The following is a 24,483-nucleotide window of genomic DNA, read 5'->3' as shown; positions in this document are numbered from 1 at the left end:
TCGACATGGCACCTGCGATGGGAAAGGAGTTGCAGCATCGCACGGTGCTGCTGGAGGAAGCGGTCGACGCGCTGGTTACGCGCACGGACGGCGTCTATGTGGACGGCACGTTCGGGCGCGGCGGCCACAGTCGGGCGGTGTTGGGCAGGCTCGGTGAGGCAGGCCGGCTGATCGCATTCGATAAAGACCCGCTTGCGATCGAAACGGCGCAAGGCATTACCGATCCGCGTTTCGAAATCGTGCATCAGAGTTTTGCATCACTGCGCGACGCGCTGGCGTCGCGCGGGGTAGGGCGTGTGTCGGGTGTATTGCTGGATTTGGGCGTGTCGTCGCCGCAAGTCGACGACCCCGAGCGCGGTTTCAGTTTTCGCGCCGACGGCCCGCTCGACATGCGAATGGACCCGACGCGCGGCGAATCCGCCGCGGATTGGCTCGCGCGGGCCACGTTGCAGGAACTGACGGAGGTGATCAGAGATTATGGGGAAGAACGGTTTGCTGTTCAGATTGCAAAGGCGCTTGTTGCTCGCCGGGCAGAGTCCGAACGTCTTGGGCCTCTCGCAAGCACGGGCGAGCTTGCCCAAATCGTGGCTAACGCCGTCAAAACCCGTGAGAAGGGTAAGGACCCGGCAACCCGCACCTTTCAGGCTATACGGATTCACGTCAATCAAGAGCTTGCGGAGCTGCAAGTCGTTCTAGAGGCAGCGTCGTCGCTGCTGGAGCAAGGGGGGCGGCTGGTCGTGATCAGCTTTCATTCGCTCGAAGATCGCATCGTCAAGCGATTCATGCAGGCGCAGTCCACTGCGCCTGCGGTCGACCGCCGCCTGCCGATTCGTGCCGTCGACCTGCCGAGCCCTCCATTCAAACTGCTAGGCCGTGTATTCGCGAGCGACGCCGAAGTCGCCGCCAATCCGCGCGCCCGTTCCGCCGTGATGCGCGTCGCGGAGCGGATCGCGCCATGAACCGCCTCAATATCTTCCTGCTGATCGTCGTCATGGGCTGTGCCCTTTCCGTCGTGAACGCGACGAACCAGCAGCGCCAGTTCTTTATCCAGCTGCAGCGTGCGCAGTCGCAGGAGCGTCAGCTGCAGCAGGATTATTCGCAGCTTCAATATCAGCAGAGCGCGCTGTCGAAAACGTCGCGTATCGAGCAGATCGCGACTGATTCCCTGAAGATGCAGCAGGCCACGACGGGCCGCACGCAATACGTGCAGCTCGACCCCGGCACAGCGACGGCCGAGGACACGCCGATTCCGACGTCGGCGCCGGCAGCGACGCCTGCGGACGCGAAAGCGGCGCGAGCCGACGGCTCACGCGGAGGCGCGCGATGATGAAGAAATCGTCGAATCGCAAGAGCGTCGCGTTTTCCGCGAATCCGATTCTCTCGGTGCGCCTGCCGATGTGGCGCTCGAAGCTCGTCGTGTTCATGCTTTTCATGGCGTTCGTTGCGCTCGCCGGGCGCGCGTTCTGGATCCAGGGCCCGGGCAACGCGTTCTATCAGAAGCAGGGCGAAAGCCGCTATCAGCGCACCATCGAACTGCCGGCAACGCGCGGCAAGATTCTCGACCGCAACGGCCTCGTGCTCGCCACGAGCCTGCCCGTGCGCGCGATCTGGGCGATTCCGGAGTCGGTGCCCGACGATCTCGGCGCGGACAAGCTGCATCAGCTCGGCAAGCTGCTCGATATGTCCGACAAAGAGCTGCGCACGAAACTGTCCGAAGACAAAACGTTTGTCTATGTGAAGCGCCAGGTGCCGGTCGACGTCGCCGCGCAAGTCGCGGCGCTCGACATTCCCGGCATTTACCAGCGCAACGAATACAAGCGCTTCTATCCGGAAGGCGAGATCACCGCGCACCTGATCGGCTTTACGAACGTCGAGGACGAAGGCCAGGAAGGCGTCGAGCTCGGCGATCAGAAACTGCTCGCGGGCATGTCGGGCAGCCGCCGCGTGATCAAGGACCGCATGGGTCATATCGTCGAAGACGTCGACGAAACCGTCGTGCCGCACAACGGCAAGGATGTCGAACTGTCGATCGACAGCAAGATTCAATACATCGCTTACGCGAACCTTAAAGCGGCGGTGCAGAAATTCAAGGCGAAAGCGGGCGCCGCGATGGTTGTCGACGTGCGCACGGGCGAAGTGCTCGCGCTCGTCAATTACCCGACCTACAACCCGAACGACCGCTCGCACCTGACGGGCGAACAGCTGCGCAACCGCATCCTCACCGACGTGTTCGAGCCGGGATCGATCATGAAGCCGTTCACGGTATCGCTTGCGCTCGATCTGCATCGCGTGTCGCCGACTACACTGGTGGATACGGGGCCGGGACGCTTTGTCCTCGACGGCGCAACGATCACTGACGACAGCGCGTTCGGCGTGCTGACGGTCGGTGGCGTGATCCAGAAGTCGAGCAACATCGGTGCGACGAAGATCGCGATGCAGCTCAAGCCCGAAGAGATGTGGAACATGTATACCAGCATCGGTCTCGGCCAGGCGCCGAAGGTCGGCTTTCCGGGCGCGGCGGCGGGCCGGTTGCGTCCATGGAAGAGCTGGCGCCGCATCGAGCAGGCGACGATGTCATACGGCTACGGCCTGTCGGCGTCGCTGTTCCAGCTTGCACGCGCGTACACCGCGATCGCGCACGACGGCCACCTCATGCCGATTTCGATTTTCCGCACGCCGGGCGACCAGCCTGCCCCCGGCACGCAGGTGTTTTCGCCGACTACCGCGCGCGAAGTGCGCACGATGCTCGAAGCGGTCGTGTCGCCGGCCGGCACGTCGCCGGACGCGGCAGTGCCCGGCTATCGCGTCGGCGGCAAGAGCGGCACCGCGTACAAACATTCGGGCCGGGGTTACGACAAATCGAAGTACCGCGCGTCGTTCGTCGGCATGGCGCCGATGCCGAATCCGCGCGTCGTGATTGCCGTGTCGGTGGACGAGCCGACCGCGGGCAGCCACTTCGGCGGCCAGGTATCGGGACCCGTGTTCTCGGCGATCGCCGGCGACACGCTGCGTTCGCTGAACGTGCCGCCCGACATGCCGATCAAGCAGATGGTCGTGTCGGACGACACGAACCAGACCGAGGACGTGGCGTCCGCCGGAAGCAATGGCGACGTGGCGGCCGGCGGCGCGAAGAATCCAGCGAAGGGCGTAACGAAGAACGTCGTCGCGTCGAGCCACGCAAAGAAGTTTGCCGCGAAAATCGCGACGCGCACCTCTGCGAAGAAGCTGACGATCTCGAGCAACGCGAAGGAACACCCGGGAGTCGTGCGATGAGCGCGCTGCGTTTCTCCGATCCGGCGCGCGCGCAGATCGACGACGCGCTCGCGTGGCTGCGCACGCACGTCAAGCCCGATGCGCAACTGCATGCCGATACGCGTTCGCTCGCGAGCGGCGATGCTTTTCTCGCTTATGCAGTCGAAGGCGCGGACAACCGGCCGTTTATCGACAAGGCGATCGAGCGCGGCGCCGCCGCGGTTCTGTACCAGCCGGAAGGCCTCGCGACGACGAAACCCGCTGCCGCCATCGCGCACGCGGTGCCCGCGCTGAACGAACTCGCGGGCGCGATCGCAAGCGCCTGGTATCACGACCCGAGCGACGCGATGCGCGTGATCGGCGTGACCGGCACGAACGGCAAGACATCGTGCACGCAATGGATTGCCACTGCGCTGTCGGTGCACGGTGTGCCGTGCGCCGTGATCGGCACGCTTGGCAGCGGCATGCCCGGGCATCTCGTTCACACCGGCTTTACGACGCCCGATGCGCCGCAGCTGCAGCGCAGCCTCGCGCAATTGCATCACGACGGCGCGCAGGCGATTGCGATGGAGGTGTCGTCGCACGCGCTGCATCAGGGGCGCGTGAACGGCACCAAATTCGACATCGCGGTGTTCACGAACCTGACGCAGGACCACCTCGATTATCACCGCACGTTCGCCGCTTACGAAGCGGCGAAGGCGCGTCTGTTCGAATGGCCCGAATTGCGCGTCGCCGTGATCAACGCCGACGACGACGCGGGCCGGCGCCTCATTGCCAGCACGAAAGGGCATGCGCGCACGATCGCGTATTCGCTCGAAGGCGGCATCGGTTCGCCCGACGTCAGCGCGCTGCTCGCTGATCAGGCGCTGATCGCAAGCGACGTGCGCGCTACCGCGATGGGCACCGCGTTCCATCTGGTCTCCGACTGGGGCAGCGCCGACGTCGAAGTCGGCACGCTCGGCGCGTTCAACGTCAGCAATCTGCTCGGCGTGCTCGGTGCGCTGCTTGCGGCCAATGTGCCATTCGACGCCGCGCTCGAGCAAATCGCGCAGCTCGAACCGGTGAACGGCCGCATGCAGCGCCTCGGCGGCCGTCTGCAGAACGACGAGCCGCTCGTCGTGATCGATTACGCGCACACGCCGGATGCGCTCGAAAAGACGCTTGCCGCCTTGCGCCCGATCGCGCAGGCGCGTGGCGGCGAACTCGTCTGCATGTTCGGCTGCGGCGGCGATCGCGATGCGACGAAACGCCCGCTGATGGGCGCGATCGCGGAACGCAGCGCCGACGCGCTCGTCGTGACGAGCGACAACCCACGCAGCGAAGATCCACAAGCGATCATCGATCAGATCGTGTCCGGCATGACGCAGCCGTCGAAGGCGCGCTGCATCGAAGACCGCGCGAGCGCGATCCTGCAGGCGATCCGCAGCGCCGCGCGCGAAGACGTGGTCGTGCTCGCGGGCAAGGGGCACGAAGCCACACAGGAAATCATGGGCAAGAAGCGCGAGTTTTCGGATCAGAATCATGCACGGCTCGCGCTTGCCGCGCGTGCAACGCAAGCGCGCGGAGGTGGCGAATGAGCGAGCGAGGTAAAGCGATGCTTTCGCTGCGTGAAGCCGCCGCGCTGATTCCGGGTGCGACCGTGCTCGGCGACGATTCGGTCACGTTCGACCGCGTGTCGACCGACAGCCGCACCGCGGGCCCCGGTGATCTGTTCGTCGCGCTCAAGGGCGAGCGCTTCGACGCACACGACTTCCTCGCCGACGTCGCGAACCGTCATGTGAACGCGGCGCTCGTCACGCGCAGTCCGGCCGACTGGCGCGTGCCCGCGCTACGCGTGGCCGATACGCGCGTCGCGCTCGGTGCGCTCGCGCGCGGCTGGCGCCGCCGCTTCGCGATGCCGCTCGTTGCGGTCACGGGCAGCAACGGCAAGACGACGGTCAAGGAAATGATCGCGTCGATCTTCGCGGCCGCGGTCGGCGAAGCCGCGCGCCTCGCGACCGCCGGCAACTTCAACAACGATATCGGCCTGCCGCTCACGCTGTTCCGCCTGAACGACGCGCACCGGCTCGCGGTCGTCGAACTCGGCATGAACCATCCCGGCGAAACCCAACTGCTCGCGAAGATCGCGGAGCCGACCGTCGCCGTGGTGAACAACGCGCAGCGCGAGCATCAGGAATTCATGGCAACCGTCGAAGCGGTCGCGCTCGAACATGCGAGCGTGATTCATGCGCTGACGCCCGACGGCATCGCCGTGTTCCCGGCCGACGATCCGTACTCGGGCATCTGGCGCGTTGCCGCGACCGGCAACGACGTCATCGATTTCGCGCTGAACACGGACGAATGCATGACCGAAGCCGCCGTCACCGGCCGCTTCGACGGGCGCACGCTGCGCATCGATACGCGGCAAGGCGCGATCGACGCGACGCTGCAGGTGCTCGGCGCACACAACGCGCGCAATGCGCTTGCCGCCACGGCCGCCGCGCTCGCGGCGGGCGTGGCGCTCGATGCGATCAAACGCGGGCTCGAATCGTTCGGCGCGGTGAAGGGCCGCCTGCAAGTCAAGCGCGCGGCGCTCGGCGCGCTCGCGGGCGCAACCGTCATCGACGACACGTACAACGCAAATCCCGATTCGATGCGTGCCGCGATCGACGTGCTCGCGACGCGGCCGTCGCCGCGTGTGCTCGTGATGGGCGATATGGGCGAAACCGGCGACGAAGGCCCCGCGTTTCATCGCGAGATCGGCGCCTACGCAAAAGAGTGCGGCATCGACGCGTTGTACGCGACCGGCGATGCGTCGCGCGACGCGTGTGCCGCGTACGGTCCGTCGGCACAGCATGCAGCCGATCCCGCCGCGCTCGTCGCGCAATTGCAGCAAGCGGGCTACACGGCAACCGCAACATTTCTGGTGAAAGGCTCGCGCTTCATGCAGATGGAGCGCGTGGTGGACGCCTTGACAAGTCCACAAACCAATGCGGCGGGCGAGACGCCCGCCGCGCATTGAAAAGAGAAGGAAGTCGGAGGCCAAGCGGTCTTAGGAAGACAAAACATTCTACCAACTCCTTGGCTCACAGAACGACATGGCTACGATCCGACTTGACGATTACCGCGCTGCTGATCGGGCTGGTGTGCGGTCCGTGGGTGATCCGCAAACTGACCGCGATGAAAGTCGGCCAGGCGGTGCGCACGAACGGCCCGCAAACGCACCTCGTCAAATCGGGCACGCCGACGATGGGCGGCGTGCTGATTCTGATCGGCATTGCGGTGTCGACCTTGCTGTGGGCCGATCTGACCAACCGCTTCATCTGGATCGTGATTCTCGTGACGTTCGGCTTCGGGCTGATCGGCTGGGTCGACGACTATCGCAAGGTGGTCTACAAGGATCCGCGCGGGATGTCGTCGCGCGAGAAGTATTTCTGGCAATCGGTGATCGGCCTGTTCGCCGCCGTGTATCTCGCGTTCAGCGTGTCCGAGGCGAGCAACGTGCGCGTGTTCGACCTGTTCATGGCCTGGGTGCGCAGCGGATTGTCGATGGGCCTGCCCGCGCGCGCCGACCTGATGCTGCCGTTCCTGAAGTCGATCAGCTATCCGCTCGGCGTCTGGGGCTTTATCGCGCTCACCTATCTCGTGATTGTCGGCGCGAGCAACGCGGTGAATCTCACCGACGGTCTCGACGGCCTCGTGATCATGCCCGTCGTGCTCGTCGGCGCGTCGCTCGGCGTGTTCGCGTACGTGATGGGCAGTTCGGTCTATTCGAAATATCTGCTGTTTCCGCATATACCGGGCGCCGGCGAGTTGCTGATTTTCTGTTCCGCGATCGGCGGGGCGGGCCTTGCGTTTCTCTGGTTCAACACGCATCCGGCGCAGGTGTTCATGGGCGACGTCGGCGCGCTCGCGCTTGGCGGCGCGCTCGGCACCGTCGCGGTGATCGTGCGCCAGGAGATCGTGCTTTTCATCATGGGCGGCATCTTCGTCGCCGAAACGCTTTCCGTGATGCTGCAAGTCACGTGGTTCAAATATACGAAACGCCGTTACGGCGAAGGCAGGCGCATCTTCAAGATGGCGCCGCTGCATCACCACTTCGAGTTATCGGGGTGGAAGGAAACGCAGGTGGTCGTGCGTTTCTGGATCATCACGTTGATGTTGTGCCTGTTCGGTTTGTCCACGCTCAAGTTGCGCTAGGCAGCACAAAGGAAAGCAAGCGATGTTCGGCGAGAAGTTTCGGGATCGGCAAAAGCCGATGGTGCTCGTGCTGGGGCTCGGTGAATCGGGCCTCGCGATGGCGCGCTGGTGCGCGCGGCATGGTTGCCGCCTGCGCATAGCCGACACGCGCGAAGTGCCGCCGAACCTGTCCGCGCTCGAGGCGCATCAGGTCGACGCCGATTTCGTCGGCGGCGCATTTTCGACGGCGTTGCTCGAGGGCGTCGAACTCGTTGCGATCAGCCCGGGGCTGTCGCCGCTCGCGGCCAATTTGCTGCCGTTGATCACGGCTGCGCGCGAACGCGACATTCCGGTGTGGGGCGAACTCGAATTTTTCGCCCAGGCGCTGCAGACGCTCGGCGAAAGCGGCTACGCGCCGAAGGTGCTCGCGATTACCGGCACGAACGGCAAGACCACGACGACGAGCCTCACCGGTTTGCTATGCGCGCGCGCGGGCAAGAAAGTCGCGGTGGCGGGCAACATCAGCCCGGCCGCACTCGACAAACTGAGCGAAGCGATCGACAACACCGCGCTGCCCGACATCTGGGTGCTCGAACTGTCGAGCTTCCAGCTCGAAACCGCACATACGTTCGCGCCGCACGCGGCCGCCGTGCTGAACATCACGCAGGACCATCTCGACTGGCACGGCGGCCTCGATGCGTATGCGGCCGCGAAGGGCCGCATCTTCGGTGCGAACACGGTGCGCGTGCTGAACCGCGACGATGCGCGCGTGATGGCGCTCGCGCCGGCGGCGGACAGCGCGGCGCAAGTGGTCACGTTCGGCCTGAACGAACCGGCGCGCGACGGCGACTATGGCTTGCTGCGCGATAACGGCATGTTGTGGCTCGTCCAAGGCGAAGACCGCGATGCCGCCGAGGAACCCGCGCCATCGCGCCGCCGCAAGGCTGAAAGCGCGACGCCGCCGAACGTCTCGCTGAAGCGCTTGATGCCGGCCGACGCGCTGCGCATCCGCGGCTTGCATAACGCGGCGAACGCGCTGGCCGCGTTCGCGCTGGCGCGCGCGATCGGTTTGCCGGGTGCGCCGCTGTTGCACGGCTTGCGCGAATACCGCGGCGAGCCGCATCGCGTCGAACTGATCGCGTCGCTGGACGGCGTCGATTACGTCGACGACAGCAAAGGCACGAACGTCGGTGCAACGGTCGCCGCGCTCGACGGCCTCGCACAGCGCGTCGTGCTGATCGCCGGCGGCGACGGCAAGGGTCAGGAATTCGAACCACTCGCCGCGCCCGTCACGCGCTGGTGCCGCGCAGTGATGCTGATTGGCCGCGACGCGCCGCGCATTCGCGAAGCGCTCGCCGATACCGGCATTGCGCTCGCCGATCATGCGACGCTCGAAGAAGCAACGCGCGCGGCGAGCGCCCTCGCGCAGCCGGGCGACGCGGTGTTGCTGTCGCCCGCCTGCGCGAGCTTCGATATGTTCAAGGGTTATGCGCATCGCGCCGAGGTGTTCCGCGGCACGGTCGAAGAAATTGCCGCCGAACGGGGGACGATGATATGAGCTGGTCGGAACGCTTCGGATCGCGCCTCTCGGGGCAGCGCGGCTCGGTCGCCGCCGGAAAAGCGGCGGGCGCCATGAGCGGCGCAACGAATAGCACGGCCTCCGGCCGCGGCATCGCGGGCGGGCTCGCCAGCGCCGTCAACGGTGTGCGGCCGCTGCGCTCGCGCATGCTCGACTACGACCATTCGCTGCTGTGGGTCGTCGTCGCGCTGCTCGGCCTCGGCGTCGTCATGGTGTATTCGGCGTCGATCGCGATGCCCGATTCGCCGAAATACGCGTCGTACCGCGACTACGCGTTTCTCGTGCGGCAGATCCTGTATGTGTTTCTTGGCGGCGTGATCGGCATCGTCACGTTTCGCATTCCGATCTCGACGTGGGACAAATACGCGCCGAAGCTTTTTCTGCTCGCGCTCGCGGCGCTCGTGATCGTGCTTATTCCGCATATCGGCAAAGGCGTGAACGGCGCGCGCCGCTGGATTCCGCTCGGCATCACGAATATGCAGCCGTCGGAAATCATGAAGCTTGCCGTGACGATTTACGCGGCGAACTACACGGTGCGCAAGCAGGAGTACATGCATAGCTTCGCGAAAGGCTTCTTGCCGATGGGCTTCGCGGTCGGCGTCGTCGGCATGCTGCTGCTGCTCGAGCCCGATATGGGCGCATTCATGGTGATCGCCGCGATCGCGATGGGCGTGCTGTTTCTCGGCGGCGTGAACGGCAAGATCTTTGGCGGACTGGTGGCCACCGCGCTCGGTACATTCACGCTGCTCGTATGGGCGTCGCCGTGGCGCCGCGAGCGGATTTTCGCGTACCTCGATCCGTGGGACGACCGCTACGCGCAGGGCAAGGCGTATCAGTTGACGCACTCGCTGATTGCGTTCGGCCGCGGCGAGTGGTTCGGCGTGGGCCTCGGCGGCAGCGTCGAGAAGCTCAACTATCTGCCCGAAGCGCATACCGACTTCATTCTCGCCGTGATCGGCGAGGAACTTGGCTTTGTCGGCGTGATGGTCGTGATCCTGCTGTTCTACTGGATCGTGCGGCGCGCGTTCGAGATCGGCCGTCAGGCGCTCGCGCTCGACCGCACGTTCGCGGGCCTGGTAGCAAAAGGCATCGGCATCTGGTTCGGTGCGCAGACGTTCATCAATATGGGCGTCAATCTCGGCCTGCTGCCGACCAAGGGCCTGACGTTGCCGCTCGTCAGCTACGGCGGCTCCGGCATTCTGCTCAACTGCCTTGCGATTGCCGTGCTGCTGCGCGTCGATTACGAAAACCGGGTGCTGATGCGCGGAGGGAAGGTATGACGCGACTCGCGACCGATCCGCGCACGCTGATGGTGATGGCCGGCGGCACCGGGGGACACGTGTTCCCGGGGCTCGCGGTCGCGCACCTGATGCAGGCGTGGGGGTGGCGCGTCGTGTGGCTCGGCAACCCGGCCGGAATGGAAGCGACGCTCGTGCCGAAGCATGGCATCCCGATGGAATTCGTGCGCTTCGGCGGCGTGCGCGGCAAAGGCATCAAAACGAAGCTGATGCTGCCCGTGAACCTGTTGCGCGCATGTTCGGAAAGCCTCGCCGTGCTGCGTCGCGTGAAGCCCGATGTCGTGCTCGGCATGGGCGGCTACATCACGTTTCCCGCGGGCGTGATGACGTGGCTGTCGGGCCGCTCGCTCGTGCTGCACGAACAGAATTCGATTGCGGGTCTTGCAAACAAGGTGCTCGCGAAGCTCGCCAAACGCGTGCTCGTCGCGTTTCCGGATGCGCTGCCGGATGCGGAATGGACCGGTAATCCGATTCGTGAGGAACTTGCGCGCGTGCCGGCACCCGAAGCACGGTACGCATCGCGAAGCGGTCCTCTGAATGTGCTCGTGGTCGGCGGCAGTCTCGGCGCTGCGGGCCTCAACGAAGTCGTGCCGAATGCGCTGGCGCGCCTCGCTGCGCACGAACGGCCGCGCATCGTGCATCAGGCGGGCGCGAAACATATCGACGCAGCGCGCGCGAACTATGCAGCAGCAGGTATTCAGGTCGGAAGCACAAGCGCAGACGACGTGCAGGTGCTGCCGTTTATCGACGACATGACAAGCGCGTATGCGAACGCGGACCTCGTGATCTGCCGTTCGGGCGCGATGACGGTCGCCGAAATCGCGGCGGTCGGCGTCGCCGCGTTTTTCGTGCCGTTTCCGTTTGCCGTCGACGATCACCAGACTACGAACGCGGCGTTTCTTGCCGGGAACGGCGCCGCTGTCGTCGTGCAGCAGCGCGATCTGACGGCAGAGCAGCTGGCCGACTGGTTGCGCGGCCAGTCGCGCGCGACGCTCGCGGAAATGGCAAAGCGTTCACGGTCGCTCGCGAAGCCCGATGCGACCGAACAGGTTGCGCAGATTTGCGCGACCGTAGCGGGGTTCGCGCAGAGCGCGCTCCCGGAAGGAAGTCAGCAATGAAACATATCGTCAAACATATTCACTTCGTCGGGATCGGCGGCGCCGGCATGAGCGGCATCGCCGAGGTGCTCGTCAATCTCGGCTACCAGGTGAGCGGCTCGGACCTCGCGCGCAATGCGGTGACCGAGCGCCTCGCCGCGCTCGGCGCGCGTATCGCGATCGGGCACGATGCGCAAAACATCGAAGGCGCAAATGCGGTCGTCGTGTCGACGGCCGTGCGCGGCGACAACCCCGAAGTGCTCGCGGCGCGTCATCGCCGCATCCCGATCGTGCCGCGCGCGGTGATGCTCGCGGAGCTGATGCGCCTGAAGCAGGGCATCGCGATCGCGGGCACGCACGGCAAGACCACCACCACTTCGCTCGTCGCAAGCGTGCTCGCCGCGGGCGGCCTCGACCCGACCTTCGTGATCGGCGGGCGGCTGATCAGCGCGGGCGCGAATGCGCGCCTCGGCACCGGCGACTTTATCGTGGCCGAAGCGGACGAATCGGATGCGTCGTTTCTCAATCTGTTTCCGGTGATCGAAGTGATCACGAACATCGACGCCGATCACATGGACACCTACGGCCACGACTTCGCGCGGCTCAAGCAGGCGTTCATCGAATTCACGCATCGGCTGCCGTTCTACGGCATCGCGGTGCTGTGCGTCGACGATCCGAACGTGAAGGAGATTCTGCCGTTCGTGTCGAAGCCGATCATCCGCTACGGCTTCGCGGCCGATGCGCAAGTGCGCGCGGTCAACGTGGTCGCGCGCGAAGGCCAGATGCATTTCACCGCGATGCGCGAAGACGCGGCGCCGCTCGACATCGTGCTGAACCTGCCCGGCACGCACAACGTGCAGAACGCGCTCGCGGCGATCGCGATTGCGACTGAACTCGAAGTGAAAGATGCCGATATCCAGCGAGCGCTTGCGGAATTCAATGGCGTGGGCCGGCGTTTTCAACGGTATGGCGAGGTGCCGGTTACCCACGGCGGCGCGTACACGCTCGTCGACGACTACGGACATCACCCGGTCGAAATGGCCGCGACGATCGCGGCCGCGCGCGGCGCGTTTCCCGACAAGCGGCTCGTGCTCGCATTTCAGCCGCATCGCTTTACGCGCACACGCGATTGCTTCGAAGACTTCGTGAAGGTGCTGTCGACCGTCGATGCGCTCGTGCTGACCGAAGTCTATGCGGCCGGCGAAGCGCCGATCGTCGCGGCGGACGGACGTGCGCTCACGCGCGCGATCCGCGTTGCAGGGAAGATCGAACCGGTGTTCGTCGAAACGGTCGATGAAGTGCCGGAAGCGCTCGCCGCCGTCGTGCGCGCGGGCGATGTGGTGATCACGATGGGTGCGGGATCGATCGGCGGTGTGCCGGGCCGGTTGGCCGCAGCAAATGAAGGTGTGAAATGAGCAGCAGTTTCGATCCGAAAGACTTCGGAAAAGTGGCCGTGCTGCTCGGCGGTGAGTCCGCCGAGCGCGAAGTGTCGCTGAACTCCGGCCGTCTCGTGTTGCAGGGCCTGCGCGAAGCGGGCATCGACGCGCATCCGTTCGACCCGTCCGAACGGCCGCTCGCGGCGCTGAAAGACGAAGGCTTCGTGCGCGCATTCAATGCGCTGCATGGCGGCTACGGCGAGAACGGCCAGATTCAGGGCGCGCTCGATTTTTACGGCATCCGTTACACCGGCAGCGGCGTGCTCGGCTCGGCGCTCGGGCTCGACAAGTTCCGCACGAAGCTCGTCTGGCAGCAGCTCGGCGTGCCGACGCCGCCGTTCGAAGCGGTGCTGCGCGGCGATGACTACGCCGCGCGCGCGCAAGACATCATCGCGAAGCTCGGCTTGCCGCTCTTCGTGAAGCCGGCAAGCGAAGGCTCGAGCGTGGCCGTGATCAAGGTGAAGGCGGCCGATGCGCTCGTCGCCGCGCTCGAGGAAGCGGCGAAGTACGACAGGATCGTCGTCGTGGAAAAAAGCATCGAAGGCGGCGGCGAATACACGGCGTGCGTGTGCGGCGATCTCGATCTGCCGATCATCCGCATCGTGCCGGCCGGCGAGTTCTACGACTACCACGCGAAGTACATCGCCGACACCACGCAGTACCTGATTCCGTGCGGTCTCGACGCGGCCGAAGAAAAGCGGCTCAAGGCGCTGTCGCGCCGTGCGTTCGACGTGCTCGGCTGCACCGATTGGGGCCGCGCCGATTTCATGATGGACGCCGAAGGCAATCCGTATTTCCTGGAAGTGAACACGGCGCCGGGCATGACCGATCACTCGCTGCCGCCGAAAGCGGCGCGCGCGGTCGGCATCAGCTATTCGGAGCTGGTCGTGAAGATTCTGTCGCTGACGCTGAAAGACTGAACGGGCAAACATGTGGAACAACGTTCGCCAGCTGAACCTCGCCGCCAACGCGCTCAATGCGTTGCTGGTGCTCGTGCTGCTGGCGGCGGGCGCGTACTGGCTGATCCAGCGCCCGAACTTCGCGCTGCGCGAGATCCGCATCGACGGCGATACCGAGCACATCAATTCGCCGACGGTGCGCGCAACCGTCGTCGGCCGGCTGAAGGGCAATTTCTTCACCGTCGATCTCGATGCCGCGCGGCAGTCGTTCGAGCAGATGCCATGGGTGCGTCATGCGAGCGTGCGGCGCGTGTGGCCGAATGCGCTCGCGGTGACGCTCGAAGAGTACAAGCCGCTCGGCACATGGGGCAGCGATCAGCTCGTGAGCGTCGACGGCGATCTCTTTACCGCGAATCAGGGCGAGCTCGATCAGGAGTTGCCGGCGTTCGACGGGCCGGACGGGTCGGCGAAGGAAGTCGTCGCGCGTTATCACGACTTCCAGAAGTGGTTTGCGTCGATCGGCGCGACGCCGGACGAAGTCACGCTGTCGCCGCGCTATGCGTGGACGGTCAAGCTGTCGAACGGCATGCAGGTCGAACTGGGCCGCGAACGCAATCAGGACACGCTGTACGACCGCTGCCGGCGTTTGACGGCGGCCTGGTCCGCGGTGACGCAGCGCTGGGGAAAGGACATCGAGTATGCGGACTTGCGTTATCCGAACGGTTTTGCGATTCGAGCAACTGGCATGCGCTTCATTACGGAGCCCGACAAGGGCAAGAAGTAACAGGACATCACTCGCAATGAGCACGCTATGAGTAAAGACTATAAAGATCTGCTGGTGGCCCTCGACATCGGGACGGCGAAAGTCGTGGCGATCGTCGCCGAGCTGAAAGGCGAAGGTCACTACGAAGTGATCGGCCTTGGCCAGAGCGAGTCGAAGGGGCTCAAGAAAGGCGTGGTGGTGAACATCGAGGCCACCGTGCAGTCGATCCAGCGCGCGCTCGAAGAAGCGGAGCTGATGGCCGACTGCAAGATAACAAATGTGTTCACCGGCATTGCCGGCAGCCATATCCGCAGCTTCAATTCGAGCGGAATGGTCGCGATCAAGGAGAAGGAAGTCACGCAAACCGATGTGGCGCGCGTGATCGAAACGGCGAAGGCGATCAACATTCCGACCGACCAGCAGGTGCTGCACATCCTCACGCAGGAATTCATCATCGACGGCCAGGAAGATGTGCGCGAGCCGATCGGGATGAGCGGCATCCGGCTCGAAGTGAAGGTGCATATCGTGACCGGCGCCGTGAGCGCGGCGCAGAACATCGTGAAGTGCGTGCGCCGCTGCGGCCTCGAAGTGAACGATCTGATCCTGCAGCCGCTCGCGTCGTCGCTCGCGGTGCTGACGGACGACGAAAAGGAACTGGGCGTGGTGCTCGTCGACATCGGCGGCGGCACGACCGATATCGCGATCTTCAGCGAAGGTGCGATCCGCCACACGGCGGTGATTCCGATCGCCGGCGACCAGGTGACGAGCGACATCGCGATGGCGCTGCGCACGCCGACGCCGGACGCGGAAGACATCAAGGTCGGCTACGGCATCGCCAAGCAGGCGCTGGCCGATCCGGACGAAATGATCGAAGTGCCGGGGCTCGGCGAGCGCGGTCCGCGCACGCTGTCGCGCCAGGCGCTCGCGGCTGTCATCGAGCCGCGCGTCGAAGAACTGTTTTCGCTCGTGCAGCAGGTCGTGCGCGAGTCGGGTTACGAGGAACTGCTGAGCTCCGGCGTGGTGCTGACCGGCGGCGCATCGATGATGCCCGGCATGGTCGAGCTCGGTGAAGACATTTTCCTGAAGCCGGTGCGTATCGGTGTGCCCGAATACGCGGGCGGTCTCGCGGACGTGGTGCGCAACCCGCGCTATTCGACTGCGATGGGCCTGCTCGTCGAAGGGCGCTCGCAGCGCATGCGCGGCCGCAAGGTTGCGGTGCAGTCCGGCTCGATGGGACAGGTGTTCACGCGCATGAAGGACTGGTTCCTCGGCAACTTTTAACGAACCGAATTCGCGCTGGTGCCGGCGGCTGGCGCGCGACAGGGGGTTGCCCGATCTCCTGCCGGATAACGGCCGAATGAGACTTTTTTCTTGACGGAGGCAATATGGAATTCGAGATGCTGGAAACGGAAACCAACGGCACCATCATCAAGGTGATCGGTGTAGGTGGTGCGGGCGGCAATGCCGTGCAGCACATGATCAACCGCGGTGTGCAGGGTGTCGATTTCATCGTAATGAACACCGATGCCCAGGTGTTGTCGCGTTCGAAGGCAAGCACCGTGCTGCAACTCGGCAAGACGGGGCTCGGTGCGGGTGCCAAGCCGGAAATGGGTCGCGCGGCCGCTGAAGAAGCGCGCGAGCGCATCGCCGACTCGATGCGCGGCGCGCACATGGTGTTCATCACCGCGGGTATGGGGGGCGGCACCGGCACCGGTGCGGCGCCGGTCGTCGCGCAGATCGCGAAGGAAATGGGAATTCTGACGGTCGGCGTGGTGAGCAAGCCGTTCGAATTCGAAGGCGGCAAGCGCATGCGCGTCGCTGAAGCAGGTTCGCAGCAACTGGAGGATCACGTCGACTCGCTGATCGTCGTTCTGAACGACAAGCTGTTCGAGGTGATGGGCGATGACGCCGAGATGGACAAATGCTTCCAGTGCGCTGACGACGTGTTGAACAACGCGGTTGCCGGCATCGCGGAAATCATCAACGTCGACGGTCTCGTGAACGTCGACTTCGAAGACGTGAAGACGGTGATGGGCGAGCAGGGCAAGGCGATGATGGGCACGGCGACGGTGGCCGGCGTCGATCGCGCGCGTCTGGCGGCCGAGCAGGCGGTTGCGAGTCCGCTGCTCGAAGGCGTCGATCTGTCGGGTGCGCGCGGCGTGCTCGTCAACATCACGTCGAGCCGTTCGCTGCGTCTGTCGGAAACGCGCGAAGTGATGAACACGATCAAGAGCTATGCTGCGGATGACGCAACGGTGATTTTCGGCGCCGTGTACGATGACGCGATGGGCGACGCGTTGCGCGTGACCGTCGTGGCGACGGGCCTCGGCCGCACTGCGAAGAAGCAGCAATCGGCGCCGATGACGCTGCTGCGTACCGGTACCGACAACGCGCCGGTCAATAATCACGCGATGCAGCACGGCTACGCGACACAACCGGCACAGACGGCGGACTACGGTTCGCTCGATACGCCGGCCGTGTGGCGCACGTCGCGCGACACCGCGGCTTCGCACGTGCAGGCGCTGCAGGAAAAGGGCGTCGACACGTACGACATTCCGGCTTTCCTGCGCAAGCAGGCTGACTGACACGCGAGGAGCGGGCTTTCGTCGCGGCGCACGCTGCATTGGCATTTGCTGCATTGCATTTCGCGCCCTCCGAATGCACGAGCGTGACGGATGGAACGGCATACAGACCGCGTCTCGCAAGACGCGCGGCAAGGACGGTTGCCCTCTTCGAGTTTTCGAAGCGGCCGGACCGGTTTTGCCATCCTCATTAATGAAATGAGATCGGATGAAATGCCGCTTTCCAGTTGTTTACGTGCGAGCAGCTCCCGCATCATCGAGTGAAGGAACGAGCATGATCAAGACTGGTGAAAAACTGCCCGACGCGACCGTCTTCGAAATGATCGACGAGCCGCGCGAGGGCTGCACGATCGGAGCGAACAGCTTCAGCGTGAGTCACGAAACGGCGGGCAAGCGTGTGGTGATCTTCGGATTGCCGGGCGCGTTCACGCCGACCTGTTCGGCCAAACATGTGCCGGGTTACGTCGAAGCGGCCGATAAGCTGCGCGCCGCGGGCATCGACGAGATCTGGTGCGTGTCCGTCAACGACGCGTTCGTGATGGGCGCGTGGGGACGCGATCAGCGCACCGCGGGCAAGGTGCGCATGATGGCGGACGGTAGTGCGGCTTTTACCAGAGCGCTCGGTCTGGATCAGGATTTGTCGGCGCGTGGCATGGGCATTCGCTCGCAGCGCTACGCGATGGTGGTCGACGATGGCGTGGTCAAGACGCTCAACGTCGAAGCACCCGGCAAGTTCGAAGTTAGCGATGCGCAGAGCGTTCTCGCAACGTTGAAGTAGTCGCAATGTGCGCGGCGCGCGATTGGCCACGTGTTGCACGCTGGCAACGCCATGCGTGACGCCATTGTGACAGGCCGTAACCTGGCCTCGCGGGTGATCCGCTCGGGCCGATGACCGGAAACGCCTCCATTCCGGGCATCGGCCCCATCTTTGTTTAAACAGGTATCGCGGCATTCGCGCCCGGCGTAATGTCGCGAAACAGATTGATACGACCAGACGGCAGTGCCTCAAAGGCGGATGGGGTATAATCCGCTCTATGGGTTAAAAAGTCCCGATTGGCGATTTCAATCGACTCCGAGTCGCTAATCCTCAACCCCGCGCGTGCTTGCAATCTTCGGGCGCAGGGCTGGTCGGGATGCTGAATGGAATAGAAGACCATCATGTTGAAGCAGCGCACCATCAAATCGATCGTCAAGACGGTCGGCATCGGCTTGCATTCGGGACGCAAGGTCGATCTCACACTTCGGCCCGCGGCGCCGGATACGGGCATCGTGTTTGCGCGCGTGGATCTGCCCACGCCGGTGGACATCCCTGCGTCGGCAATGTCGATCGGCGATACGCGGCTCGCATCGGTGTTGCAGAAGGACGGCGCACGCGTGTCGACGGTCGAGCACCTGATGTCCGCCTGTGCGGGCCTCGGCATCGACAACCTGTATGTCGACGTCACTGCTGAAGAGATTCCGATCATGGACGGCAGCGCCGCCTCGTTCGTGTTTCTGATCCAGTCGGCCGGCATCGAAGAACAGAACGCCGCGAAGAAGTTCATCCAGGTAAAGAAGCCGGTCGAGATTCGCGACGGCGACAAGTACGCGCGCCTCGATCCGTATTTCGGCTTCAAGCTCAAATTCACGATCGATTTCCGCCATCCTGCCGTCGATAAGACGGGCCAGGCGCTCGAAGTGGACTTCGCGAATACGTCGTATGTGCGCGAGATCGCGCGGGCGCGTACGTTCGGCTTCGCGCATGAAGTAGAAACCATGCGTGAACTGGGCCTCGCACGCGGCGGCAGCATGGACAATGCAATCGTGCTGGACGAGTACCGCATTCTGAACAACGATGGGCTGCGTTACGACGACGAGTTCGTCAAGCACAAGATGCTCGATGCGATCGGCGACCTTTACGTGGTCGGCCATCCGTTGCTCGCGTCGTACGATGCGTACAAGTCGGGCCATGGTCTGAACAATGCGCTGCTGCGCGAGTTGCTCGCGCATGAGGACGCGTACGAAATCGTCACGTTCGACGATCCGCAGAAGGCGCCGCGCGGGTTTGCCTACGATACGCAGACGGCATTCGCGTAAGCGCGGCGTGCGCGGTGGTTTGTCTCGCGCACTACGCTCCAACATGTGAACAAAAAAGCGACCGAACCGGTCGCTTTTTTGTTTTGCCGTGCTCGGGAGCGCACCGGTGCGAGGATTCACCTGCGATGCCGTGCAGCCATGCGCGCGAGTGCCGCCTGTAGCGGCGAAGGCTCGAGCGATTCGCTTAGTTCATGCAGCGCATCGGCACCGACACGAGTCATGCGGGCCTGCTTGATCGGCGGCGGCGGCTCGACCGCCTTAGGCCGCACGCGAATTTTCAGCGATTCGACTGCCCAGCCGCGCTGCTGCAAATCGGCCACGAGCCGTGGCTCGAGATGCCGCAAACGCGCGGCGAGCGCATTGTGCGCGGCAAAGATCGCCAGCACGCCGTCCTTGATGAAGCCGGGCTCGACGCTCGTCGCCAGATAGTCGGGCAGGAGCGCGGCAAGGTCGCGTTCCAGTGCTGCAATCTGCTCGACGCCCGCGCGCAACGCGGAAAAGGGGTCGGTGCGCGCCAGCACATCGGCGAGCCGTTGCGGGCGCCGCACGTCGTACGACGGCGAAAATCTCGCTGACGGCGACTGTGCGGTCGGCTTCGGAAACGGCGGCCTTGAATTCGACGAAGAGCGGCTCATGTTTGACAGTGGTGGCGCTGGAGAACCGCAAGGAGCGGCAATTCCGCATATTCCGCATAGACAGACCATTGTACCGTGCGGCGTTTGCCGGCCCCCTTGCGGAATCAAACACGATGCGCAATCGGGGAGCATGCACGCATGATGACGGGCGCACTGGCACGCGTCACAATGCCGGTCGGGAAGAGCCGACAGCGATCTGAGGTTCGACACAGGCGCGCGTTGGGGCGCGTGCTAAAATCCCCGATTCGAATTCACTTCTTGACAAGCCGCCGAGGCACTTCCGACAACGGGTAAGCGAGGGCACGACCCCGGCCGCGCTTTCTCGCTTTCCTCGCCGAAGCCGCGACGCAGAGACACCGACCCGATGATCACCGGTTTTCTACAAAAGATTTTTGGCAGTCGCAACCAGCGCCTCGTCAAGCAATATCAAAAGACCGTCGTGTCGATCAATGCGCTCGAGCCGCAGATCGAGAAACTGACGGACGATCAGTTACGCGCGAAAACCGGCGAATTCCGTCAGCGGGTGGCGGGCGGAGAGTCGCTCGACAAGCTGTTGCCCGAAGCATTCGCGGTTTGCCGGGAGGCGAGCAAGCGCGTGCTGAAGATGCGCCACTTCGACGTGCAGTTGATCGGCGGCATGGTGCTGCACTACGGCAAGATCGCCGAAATGCGCACCGGCGAGGGCAAAACGCTCGTCGCGACGCTCGCCGCGTACCTGAATGCGCTGTCGGGCCGCGGCGTGCACGTCGTGACCGTCAACGACTACCTCGCGCAGCGCGATGCCGAGTGGATGGGCCGGCTGTATAACTTCCTCGGCTTGTCGGTCGGCGTGAATCTGTCGCAGATGGATCACAGCTTCAAACAGGAAGCCTATGCCGCGGACATCACGTACGGCACGAACAACGAATTCGGTTTCGACTACCTGCGCGACAACATGGTCTACGAGACCGAGGCGCGCGTGCAGCGGGCGCTCAACTTTGCAATCGTCGACGAAGTGGATTCGATCCTGATCGACGAGGCGCGCACGCCGCTCATCATCTCGGGCCAGGCCGAAGACCATACCGATCTGTACGTGCGCATGAATGCGCTGCCGCCGCTGCTCGAGCGGCAGATCGGCGAAGAAAAGGCCGATGGTACGGGTGTCGAAAAGCCGGGCGACTACACGCTCGATGAAAAAGCGCGCCAGGTGTTCCTCACGGAGTCGGGTCACGAGAAAGCCGAGCGGCTGCTCGCCGAGTGGGGTCTGATCGGCGACGGCGAAAGCTTGTACGCGCCGCAGAACATCACGTTGATGCACCACGTGTACGCGGCGCTACGCGCGCACACGCTGTTCCACCGCGATCAGCATTACGTCGTGCAGAACGGCGAAGTCGTCATCGTCGACGAGTTCACCGGCCGTCTGATGGCCGGCCGCCGCTGGTCCGACGGCCTGCATCAGGCGGTCGAGGCGAAGGAGCACGTGAAGATCCAGAGCGAAAATCAGACGCTCGCTTCGATCACGTTCCAGAACTATTTCCGTATGTACGGCAAGCTGTCCGGCATGACCGGCACGGCCGACACCGAAGCGTACGAATTCAACGAGATCTACGGTCTCGAGACAGTCGTGATTCCGACGAACCGGCCGCCGAAGCGGATCGATCGCCAGGATCAGATCTACAAGACCGCGCGCGAACGCTACGATGCGGTGATCCGCGATATCCACGAATGCTACGAGCGCGGCCAGCCGGTGCTCGTCGGCACGACGTCGATCGAAAACTCGGAACTGCTGTCGCATCTGCTGAAAAAAGCGGGCTTGCCGCACGAAGTGCTCAATGCGAAACAGCACGAGCGCGAAGCAGCGATCGTCGCCGAAGCCGGACGGCCGCAGCGCATCACGATCGCGACCAACATGGCCGGCCGCGGTACCGACATCGTGCTCGGCGGCAATGCCGAGAAGCAGGCGGCATTCCTCGAAGTGGACGAATCGATTCCCGCCGACGAAAAGCAGCGCCGCATCGCGCAACTGCATGGCGAATGGCAAACGCTGCACGATCAGGTGAAGGCCGCAGGCGGCCTGCACATTATCGGCACCGAGCGCCACGAGTCGCGCCGGATCGACAATCAGCTGCGTGGCCGTGCGGGCCGCCAGGGCGATCCGGGTTCGTCGCGTTTCTATCTGTCGCTCGAAGATCCGCTGCTGCGCATTTTCGCCGGCGACCGCGTGCGCGCGATCATGGACCGGCTCAAGATGCCTGAAGGCGAGGCGATCGAAGCGGGCATCGTCACGCGTTCGATAGAATCGGCGCAGCGCAAGGTCGAGGCGCGCAACTTCGATATCCGCAAGCAGCTGCTCGAATACGACGACGTCGCGAACGATCAGCGCAAGGTGATCTACCAGCAGCGCAACGAACTGCTCGAAGCGCACGACATCGCCGAGACGATCGGCGCGATGCGCCACGGCGTGATCGGCGACATCGTGCGCCAGTTCGTGGCACCGGGCAGCATCGAAGAGCAGTGGGACGTGCCCGAGCTCGAAGAAGTGCTGCGCAACGACTGGCAGCTCGATCTCGCGATTCAGGAAATGATCAACGAATCGCAGTCGATCGACGCGGACGAGATTCTCGAAGCCGTAACCGCGGCTGCGGACGAAGCATACGAAGCGAAAGTCACGCTCGTCGGCCGCGAATCGTTCAGCGCCTTCGAGCGCTCGATCATGCTGCAGACGCTCGATCGCAGCTGGCGCGAACATCTCGCGGCGCTCGACCATCTGCGCCAGGGCATTCACCTGCGCGGCTATGCGCAGAAGAACCCGAAGCAGGAATACAAGCGCGAGGCATTCGAACTGTTCGCCGCGATGCTCGATGCGGTGAAGCTCGATGTCACGCGCATCGTGATGAATGTGCAGATCCAGTCGCCCGAGCAGCTCGAGCAGGCGGCCGAGCAGTACGAGGAACAGGGCAGCCATCTCGAGAACGTCGAGTTCCGGCATGCCGACTACTCCGATTCGAACGCGGCGACGGCCGTGGCCGCGGCGCCCGTGGCTGCCGATGCGGCCGCGACGATGATCGGCGATGCGATGAGCCATGCGCCGCGCGGCACCGCCGCGGCTGCGGCTGGCGTGCCGCGCGCGAGCGACGGCATTCCGAAGGTCGGCCGCAACGATCCGTGCCCGTGCGGCAGCGGCAAGAAGTACAAGCAGTGCCACGGCAAGATCGCCTGACGCTGCAGACAGGCTGAAAGGCGGCGCGCTCAATGCGCGCCGCGTCGTTTCCACGGTCGCATTCCGTTGTTCCTGGCGGTGCGTTCGCCGTTATTTTTGCGGTAGTGTGTGCGTCAGTTCCGACGTCGTTTTTACGGTACGTCGCCACTGAATTCGCGGCTATCCGGCGCCGTGCCGGATAGCCAGTCATGTTCCGATGCCGGCGGCTGCCTGCTAGCGCGCGCCGGCATTTTCAGCTCCGACAGGTCGCCACCCATGGCTGTCAATTTCCCTTCGATCGAACCCGCTCAACTTCATCCGGTACCCGGCGTCACGCTCGGCTGGGCCGAAGCGAATATTCGCAAACCGAATCGCAAGGACGTGCTCGTGATTTCCGTCGACGAAGGCGCGACGGTTGCGGGCGTGTTCACGTCGAACCGGTTCTGCGCGGCGCCGGTCACGGTGTGCCGCGAGCATCTGGAGCGCGCGCGCAGCGGCGGTAGCGGCAAGGGCATCCGCGCGCTCGTCATCAATACCGGCAACGCGAATGCGGGCACGGGCGAACCTGGCCTCGCGCACGCGCGTGAAACTTGCAACGAGCTTGCGCGGCTCGCGGGTATTGAGCCCGAGCAGGTGCTGCCGTTTTCGACCGGGGTCATTCTCGAACCGCTGCCGATCGACCGGCTCAAGGCCGGCCTGCCCGCCGCGCTTGCGAACCGCGCGGCCGCGCATTGGTACGATGCCGCGCAGTCGATCATGACCACCGACACGCTGCCGAAAGCCGCGTCGCGCCAGGTGAAAATCGACGGCCATACGATCACGCTGACCGGCATCAGCAAGGGCGCCGGCATGATCAAGCCGAACATGGCGACGATGCTCGGCTTTCTCGCGTTCGATGCGGCCGTCTCGCAGCCGGTGCTCGACGCGCTCGTCAAACATGTCGCGGACCGCTCGTTCAACTGCATTACGATCGACGGCGATACGTCGACGAACGACTCGTTCATCGTGATTGCGTCGGGCAAGTCGAGCCTGCCGGCGATCACGTCGACCGGTTCGGCGGCTTATGCCGAGCTCTGCGACGCGGTGACCGACGTGGCGCAGACGCTCGCGCAGCTGATCGTGCGCGACGGCGAGGGCGCGACGAAGTTCATGACGGTGCAGGTCGAAGGCGGCACGAGCGTCGCCGAATGCCGGCAGATCGCCTACGCGATCGGTCATTCGCCGCTTGTGAAGACGGCGTTCTACGCGTCGGATCCGAATCTGGGCCGCATTCTTGCCGCGATCGGCTATGCGGGCGTCAACGATCTCGACGTCGGCAAGATCGATCTGTATCTCGACGACGTGCTCGTCGCGAAGGCAGGCGGACGCAATCCGGCGTATCGTGAGGAAGACGGCCAGCGGGTGATGAAGAAGAGCGAGATCCTGATTCGCGTGCTGCTAGGCCGTGGCGATGCGCAAGCCACGATCTGGACTTGCGACCTGTCGCACGAATACGTAAGCATCAACGCCGATTACCGTTCCTGATCGGGC

General features: G+C 64.2%; 19 protein-coding genes. 18 read left to right on the top strand and 1 reads right to left on the bottom strand.

Annotated features, from left to right (window positions below):
- Window positions 1–5 precede the first annotated feature (5 nt).
- The 16 genes from rsmH to lpxC all read left to right on the top strand — a co-directional run bounded on the left by rsmH (window position 6) and on the right by lpxC (window position 19,140).
- Window positions 6–959 (top strand): 16S rRNA (cytosine(1402)-N(4))-methyltransferase RsmH, encoded by a 954-nt coding sequence (gene rsmH, locus QYH69_RS05255; RefSeq protein WP_308830825.1) that lies wholly within the window; start codon window positions 6–8, stop codon window positions 957–959.
- Window positions 956–1,327, top strand: coding sequence for a cell division protein FtsL (gene ftsL, locus QYH69_RS05250; protein WP_308830824.1), 372 nt, complete (start codon window positions 956–958; stop codon window positions 1,325–1,327). Before rsmH ends, ftsL begins: the two co-directional genes overlap by 4 nt.
- Window positions 1,327–3,273 carry a penicillin-binding protein 2 gene (locus QYH69_RS05245; protein ID WP_308830841.1) on the top strand — a complete coding sequence of 649 codons (1,947 nt, stop codon included), beginning with the start codon at window positions 1,327–1,329 and terminating at the stop codon, window positions 3,271–3,273. Before ftsL ends, QYH69_RS05245 begins: the two co-directional genes overlap by 1 nt.
- The gene (locus QYH69_RS05240; protein ID WP_308830823.1) at window positions 3,270–4,829 is read left to right on the top strand and encodes a UDP-N-acetylmuramoyl-L-alanyl-D-glutamate--2,6-diaminopimelate ligase; all 1,560 of its coding nucleotides are present in this window, start codon (window positions 3,270–3,272) and stop codon (window positions 4,827–4,829) included. The genes QYH69_RS05245 and QYH69_RS05240 overlap by 4 nt, the downstream gene beginning before the upstream one ends.
- Window positions 4,826–6,253 carry a UDP-N-acetylmuramoyl-tripeptide--D-alanyl-D-alanine ligase gene (murF, locus tag QYH69_RS05235; RefSeq protein ID WP_308830822.1) on the top strand — a complete coding sequence of 476 codons (1,428 nt, stop codon included), beginning with the start codon at window positions 4,826–4,828 and terminating at the stop codon, window positions 6,251–6,253. Before QYH69_RS05240 ends, murF begins: the two co-directional genes overlap by 4 nt.
- Window positions 6,254–6,345: 92 nt before the next feature.
- Window positions 6,346–7,431: a phospho-N-acetylmuramoyl-pentapeptide-transferase gene (gene mraY / locus QYH69_RS05230; RefSeq protein WP_308830821.1), complete on the top strand. Its 1,086-nt coding sequence runs from the start codon at window positions 6,346–6,348 to the stop codon at window positions 7,429–7,431.
- A gap of 22 nt (window positions 7,432–7,453) precedes the next feature.
- On the top strand, window positions 7,454–8,968 hold the full coding sequence (gene murD / locus QYH69_RS05225) for a UDP-N-acetylmuramoyl-L-alanine--D-glutamate ligase (protein ID WP_308830820.1): 1,515 nt from the start codon (window positions 7,454–7,456) through the stop codon (window positions 8,966–8,968).
- Window positions 8,965–10,269, top strand: a complete 1,305-nt coding sequence (gene ftsW, locus QYH69_RS05220) for a putative lipid II flippase FtsW (protein ID WP_308830819.1) — start codon at window positions 8,965–8,967, stop codon at window positions 10,267–10,269. The genes murD and ftsW overlap by 4 nt, the downstream gene beginning before the upstream one ends.
- Window positions 10,266–11,405, top strand: a complete 1,140-nt coding sequence (gene murG, locus QYH69_RS05215) for an undecaprenyldiphospho-muramoylpentapeptide beta-N-acetylglucosaminyltransferase (protein WP_308830818.1) — start codon at window positions 10,266–10,268, stop codon at window positions 11,403–11,405. The genes ftsW and murG overlap by 4 nt, the downstream gene beginning before the upstream one ends.
- A complete protein-coding gene (gene murC, locus QYH69_RS05210) occupies window positions 11,402–12,799 on the top strand; it encodes a UDP-N-acetylmuramate--L-alanine ligase (RefSeq protein WP_308830817.1) in 1,398 nt (465 codons plus the stop codon). The genes murG and murC overlap by 4 nt, the downstream gene beginning before the upstream one ends.
- A complete protein-coding gene (locus QYH69_RS05205; protein WP_308830816.1) occupies window positions 12,796–13,740 on the top strand; it encodes a D-alanine--D-alanine ligase in 945 nt (314 codons plus the stop codon). Before murC ends, QYH69_RS05205 begins: the two co-directional genes overlap by 4 nt.
- Window positions 13,741–13,750: 10 nt before the next feature.
- A complete protein-coding gene (locus tag QYH69_RS05200; RefSeq protein WP_308830815.1) occupies window positions 13,751–14,503 on the top strand; it encodes a cell division protein FtsQ/DivIB in 753 nt (250 codons plus the stop codon).
- A 27-nt stretch (window positions 14,504–14,530) separates the two neighbouring features.
- Window positions 14,531–15,763: a cell division protein FtsA gene (gene ftsA / locus QYH69_RS05195; protein WP_075158229.1), complete on the top strand. Its 1,233-nt coding sequence runs from the start codon at window positions 14,531–14,533 to the stop codon at window positions 15,761–15,763.
- Between the two features lie 104 nt (window positions 15,764–15,867).
- Window positions 15,868–17,067 (top strand): cell division protein FtsZ, encoded by a 1,200-nt coding sequence (ftsZ, locus tag QYH69_RS05190; RefSeq protein WP_308830814.1) that lies wholly within the window; start codon window positions 15,868–15,870, stop codon window positions 17,065–17,067.
- Between the two features lie 271 nt (window positions 17,068–17,338).
- Window positions 17,339–17,842: a peroxiredoxin gene (locus QYH69_RS05185; protein WP_308830813.1), complete on the top strand. Its 504-nt coding sequence runs from the start codon at window positions 17,339–17,341 to the stop codon at window positions 17,840–17,842.
- A gap of 380 nt (window positions 17,843–18,222) precedes the next feature.
- Window positions 18,223–19,140, top strand: a complete 918-nt coding sequence (gene lpxC, locus QYH69_RS05180) for a UDP-3-O-acyl-N-acetylglucosamine deacetylase (RefSeq protein WP_308830812.1) — start codon at window positions 18,223–18,225, stop codon at window positions 19,138–19,140.
- 116 nt (window positions 19,141–19,256) lie between these two features.
- On the opposite strand, the gene QYH69_RS05175 is transcribed toward lpxC, so the two are convergent.
- Window positions 19,257–19,775 carry a DciA family protein gene (locus QYH69_RS05175; protein WP_308830811.1) on the bottom strand — a complete coding sequence of 173 codons (519 nt, stop codon included), beginning with the start codon at window positions 19,773–19,775 and terminating at the stop codon, window positions 19,257–19,259.
- A gap of 364 nt (window positions 19,776–20,139) precedes the next feature.
- Between QYH69_RS05175 and secA the strand changes: the two genes are divergently transcribed.
- Window positions 20,140–22,974: a preprotein translocase subunit SecA gene (gene secA, locus QYH69_RS05170; RefSeq protein WP_308830810.1), complete on the top strand. Its 2,835-nt coding sequence runs from the start codon at window positions 20,140–20,142 to the stop codon at window positions 22,972–22,974.
- A 255-nt stretch (window positions 22,975–23,229) separates the two neighbouring features.
- Entirely contained in the window at window positions 23,230–24,477 is a 1,248-nt protein-coding gene (argJ, locus tag QYH69_RS05165; protein ID WP_308830809.1) for a bifunctional glutamate N-acetyltransferase/amino-acid acetyltransferase ArgJ, read from the top strand.
- Window positions 24,478–24,483 lie beyond the last annotated feature (6 nt).

This window comes from Paraburkholderia sp. SARCC-3016 (assembly GCF_031119615.1).
GTDB lineage: Bacteria > Pseudomonadota > Gammaproteobacteria > Burkholderiales > Burkholderiaceae > Paraburkholderia.
Note: the sequence above shows the minus strand (reverse complement) of the source record. Positions and strands in the feature narration are given on the sequence as shown.

Coding starts and splice junctions, on each gene's coding strand:
- rsmH (WP_308830825.1), top strand. CDS start 6: ATGGCACCTGCGATGGGAAAGGAGTTGCAGCATCGCACGGTGCTGCTG.
- ftsL (WP_308830824.1), top strand. CDS start 956: ATGAACCGCCTCAATATCTTCCTGCTGATCGTCGTCATGGGCTGTGCC.
- QYH69_RS05245 (WP_308830841.1), top strand. CDS start 1,327: ATGAAGAAATCGTCGAATCGCAAGAGCGTCGCGTTTTCCGCGAATCCG.
- QYH69_RS05240 (WP_308830823.1), top strand. CDS start 3,270: ATGAGCGCGCTGCGTTTCTCCGATCCGGCGCGCGCGCAGATCGACGAC.
- murF (WP_308830822.1), top strand. CDS start 4,826: ATGAGCGAGCGAGGTAAAGCGATGCTTTCGCTGCGTGAAGCCGCCGCG.
- murD (WP_308830820.1), top strand. CDS start 7,454: ATGTTCGGCGAGAAGTTTCGGGATCGGCAAAAGCCGATGGTGCTCGTG.
- ftsW (WP_308830819.1), top strand. CDS start 8,965: ATGAGCTGGTCGGAACGCTTCGGATCGCGCCTCTCGGGGCAGCGCGGC.
- murG (WP_308830818.1), top strand. CDS start 10,266: ATGACGCGACTCGCGACCGATCCGCGCACGCTGATGGTGATGGCCGGC.
- murC (WP_308830817.1), top strand. CDS start 11,402: ATGAAACATATCGTCAAACATATTCACTTCGTCGGGATCGGCGGCGCC.
- QYH69_RS05205 (WP_308830816.1), top strand. CDS start 12,796: ATGAGCAGCAGTTTCGATCCGAAAGACTTCGGAAAAGTGGCCGTGCTG.
- QYH69_RS05200 (WP_308830815.1), top strand. CDS start 13,751: ATGTGGAACAACGTTCGCCAGCTGAACCTCGCCGCCAACGCGCTCAAT.
- ftsA (WP_075158229.1), top strand. CDS start 14,531: ATGAGTAAAGACTATAAAGATCTGCTGGTGGCCCTCGACATCGGGACG.
- ftsZ (WP_308830814.1), top strand. CDS start 15,868: ATGGAATTCGAGATGCTGGAAACGGAAACCAACGGCACCATCATCAAG.
- QYH69_RS05185 (WP_308830813.1), top strand. CDS start 17,339: ATGATCAAGACTGGTGAAAAACTGCCCGACGCGACCGTCTTCGAAATG.
- lpxC (WP_308830812.1), top strand. CDS start 18,223: ATGTTGAAGCAGCGCACCATCAAATCGATCGTCAAGACGGTCGGCATC.
- QYH69_RS05175 (WP_308830811.1), bottom strand. CDS start 19,775: ATGAGCCGCTCTTCGTCGAATTCAAGGCCGCCGTTTCCGAAGCCGACC.
- secA (WP_308830810.1), top strand. CDS start 20,140: ATGATCACCGGTTTTCTACAAAAGATTTTTGGCAGTCGCAACCAGCGC.
- argJ (WP_308830809.1), top strand. CDS start 23,230: ATGGCTGTCAATTTCCCTTCGATCGAACCCGCTCAACTTCATCCGGTA.